Source organism: Phenylobacterium sp. (assembly GCF_030645195.1).
Lineage (GTDB): Bacteria > Pseudomonadota > Alphaproteobacteria > Caulobacterales > Caulobacteraceae > Phenylobacterium.
The window spans coordinates 1-2,730 of record NZ_JAUSLW010000168.1; the positions used below are offsets into that span (position 1 = coordinate 1).

Sequence of the window (2,730 nt, forward strand, 5' to 3'; positions counted from 1 at the left end):
GCAGGTGGCGCAGGAGCGCTCGATCCTGGAGAATTCCGAGGGGCCGGTCCTGGCCTTCTGCCGGTCGGGCACGCGCTCGATCATCACCTGGTCGCTGGGCGAGGCCCTGGACGGCGCGCGCTCGCGCGACGAGCTGGTGAAACTGGGGGAACAGGCCGGCTACGACCTGACCGGAGTCCTGCCAGTTTAGCCCGGCATCGAGATGGGCACGCGGACCGCGCCCAGCAGGGCCGGTTCGTCGGGCTCGCAGCTGGCCATGGTCAGGACCAGTTGGGCCGTCATGAGACACATCAGGGCGAAGACCACCCGCTGAAGCCGTTTTGAAACAAACATCGCCGCCTGCGCCGCCATAACCGCCTCACATCACTGGAATTGAGGCTCACAGCGCAAGGTCCGCGCCGAAAGAAGGACTGCCCGATGATTCCCTATGTCCGCGAGATCAAGTTCGACTACGGCAAGGTCGACCAGGTCTCCCCGCTGATCCGGCGGGTGGTGGCCAACAATCCGGGGCCCTTCACCTATCTGGGGACCGGCACCTATATCGTCGGCCGCGGCCAGGTGGCGGTGATCGACCCCGGCCCCGACATGGACGACCACCTGGAGGCGATCCTTGGCGCCCTGGAGCCCGGCGAGAGCGTCAGCCACATCCTGATCACCCACCACCACTCCGACCACTCGCCCCTGGCCGGGCCGCTGAAGGCCCGCACCGGTGCGCCGATCTACGGCTGCGCGGTGGCGCATGCCCCGACCGACGACAGCGGCGTGCGGATGGAGGCCGGCCACGACCACGACTTCGCCCCCGATGTCAGCCTGTGCGGCGGCGGCCAGGTGATCGAGGGTCCCGGCTGGACCATCGAGGCCATCGCCACCCCGGGCCACACCTCCAACCACATCTGCTATGCGCTGCGGGAAGAGAACGCCCTGTTCTCCGGCGACCACATCATGGGCTGGTCGACGACGGTGATCACCCCGCCCGACGGCGACATGACCGACTACATGGAGAGCCTGGACAAGGTGAAGGCTCGCGGCTTCTCGGTCCTGTGGCCGACCCACGGCCCGCCGATCACCGACGTCACCCCCTTCATCGAGGCCTATATCGCCCACCGCCGGGCCCGCGAGGCCCAGGTGCTGAAGGCGGTCACCGAGGGCCACGGCAAGATCCGCGACATGGTGCCGGTGCTCTATGCCGACGTGGACCCGCGCCTACACCCGGCGGCGGCGCGCTCCGTGCTGGGCCACATGATCGACCTGGTGCGGCGGGGGCTAGTGACCACGGACGGGACGCCGGGGCCGGACAGCGAGTACCGGCTGAAGGCCTGATCGCGGGGCGGCGCGCCTGGGGAACCCGGGAGCGTCGCCGAAAGGCGCCAGGAAAGTGGAGCGCACTGGCACCAAAGTTCCGGGGTCAGGGCGTCAATCACCGAAATCCATGCAGGCTGAGATGTGGACGTACATGCGGATTGCGGCGTCTCAACGCGGCGAGTCGTGGGGCGCAGGAACCACCATACCGACCGGCGGTGCCTCCTTCCATTTGCGCTCCCAAGGCACGCAAGTGGCTGATCCTTTCGAACACGGTGGCAATCGCTCGGCCGCTGATGAGGGCGGCGTCTCTGACGGCGCAGGTTGCCGAATCCATGCGAGCGCAAGAAGCGCCGTGACTGCGAGCATGGCCGCGATGAAGGATGCAACCAGCCAGCGCCGGGCCGTCTTCAATACAGACAGCCCTTCGTGGGCATGTTTCGTCAGCGACTGCATCGCCTCCTCGAACTCGCCAGGGCTCTTCTCCCACGCCTCCTTAGCCGCCGCGAGACGGCCGTGTAATAGCTTTCGCACCTCATCGTCAGCCTGGTCGCCCCAGACCAACTGGGCCACGTCGGCGTCCATAGATGGCGCGCACAGCACATCCTTGAACCCCTCGGAGTTGCGGTTCGCTCGGTCGATCCTGAGTTGCGCCAGCGCCTCAAGAGGGCGGAGCGCCAATCGCACCGCGCCGAAGCTGATTGCAGTGCCTCCGAATAGGAAGCCGAGCACCCCCAGTGCGATGGGGATTGTCAGATCGCGCAGCGCGCCCGCGCCGTCGTCGCTATTTCCGGCGAACCCGATGAGGGCCAGAAGTAGCGCGCCGTTTGCTGCCGCGCCTGTCCAAAGCAGGCGTTGGTCTAGTTGATCGATCTGAGTCGTGGCCTCAGATAGTGAATGCTGGTTCACGAACGACCCCGGATGACCTTGCGTGCGCCGAAGCCTGAGCGTTCTGCGGCAGCATGTCACGTCTGGATCGCACACATCGGAACGTCTGCAGTTCCGGGGACTGTTACGCCGTCGACGCGAGAGCAATGGCGAAGCCTGACGCGGTGAACGGAACCGCCCCCTACTTCCTGCGGAGCCGCCGCAGCAAACGGCGCCGAAGTGGAAGATCAGCTCCGCATCGCCCCGATGAGCCCCGTCACCCGGGCGCAGTTGGCGCCGAGGTCGGGGACGGGGGCGCGGCCGATGGCGCGGACGTCGATGCGGGCGCCCTGGGGGGCGGGCAGGACGCGGACCACCACGTCGTTCTTCAGGCCAAAGGCCAGGCTGCGGCCGGTGGCCTCAAGGCGGCCGCTCGCGGGGTCGTCGGTGACCAGGGCCAGGCCCGCCTGCTCCACGGCGGCCTTGGCCTTGGCATAGGCCGCGCCGGGGGCGGCGGGCAGCAGCAGGGGCCGGGCCTGGGCGCAGGTCTCGGCGTTGATCTCG

At 67.9% G+C, this 2,730-nt stretch carries 4 protein-coding genes; 2 read left to right on the forward strand and 2 right to left on the reverse strand.

Annotated features, from left to right (window positions below; translation table 11 throughout):
* Both Q7T09_RS13890 and Q7T09_RS13900 read left to right on the forward strand, forming a co-directional pair.
* Window positions 1-190, forward strand: a 190-nt coding sequence (locus tag Q7T09_RS13890) for a beta-lactamase hydrolase domain-containing protein (protein ID WP_304700480.1), incomplete at its 5' end; no start/stop codon positions are given.
* A 227-nt stretch (window positions 191-417) separates the two neighbouring features.
* Window positions 418-1,320: an MBL fold metallo-hydrolase gene (locus Q7T09_RS13900; protein ID WP_304700482.1), complete on the forward strand. Its 903-nt coding sequence runs from the start codon at window positions 418-420 to the stop codon at window positions 1,318-1,320.
* A gap of 150 nt (window positions 1,321-1,470) precedes the next feature.
* On the opposite strand, the gene Q7T09_RS13905 is transcribed toward Q7T09_RS13900, so the two are convergent.
* Both Q7T09_RS13905 and Q7T09_RS13910 read right to left on the reverse strand, forming a co-directional pair.
* Window positions 1,471-2,208: a hypothetical protein gene (locus tag Q7T09_RS13905; protein WP_304700483.1), complete on the reverse strand. Its 738-nt coding sequence runs from the start codon at window positions 2,206-2,208 to the stop codon at window positions 1,471-1,473.
* Between the two features lie 206 nt (window positions 2,209-2,414).
* Window positions 2,415-2,730 (reverse strand): DUF1499 domain-containing protein (locus Q7T09_RS13910; RefSeq protein ID WP_304700484.1); only part of this gene is annotated, 316 nt, incomplete at its 5' end.

Coding starts and splice junctions, on each gene's coding strand:
- Q7T09_RS13900 (WP_304700482.1), top strand. CDS start 418: ATGATTCCCTATGTCCGCGAGATCAAGTTCGACTACGGCAAGGTCGAC.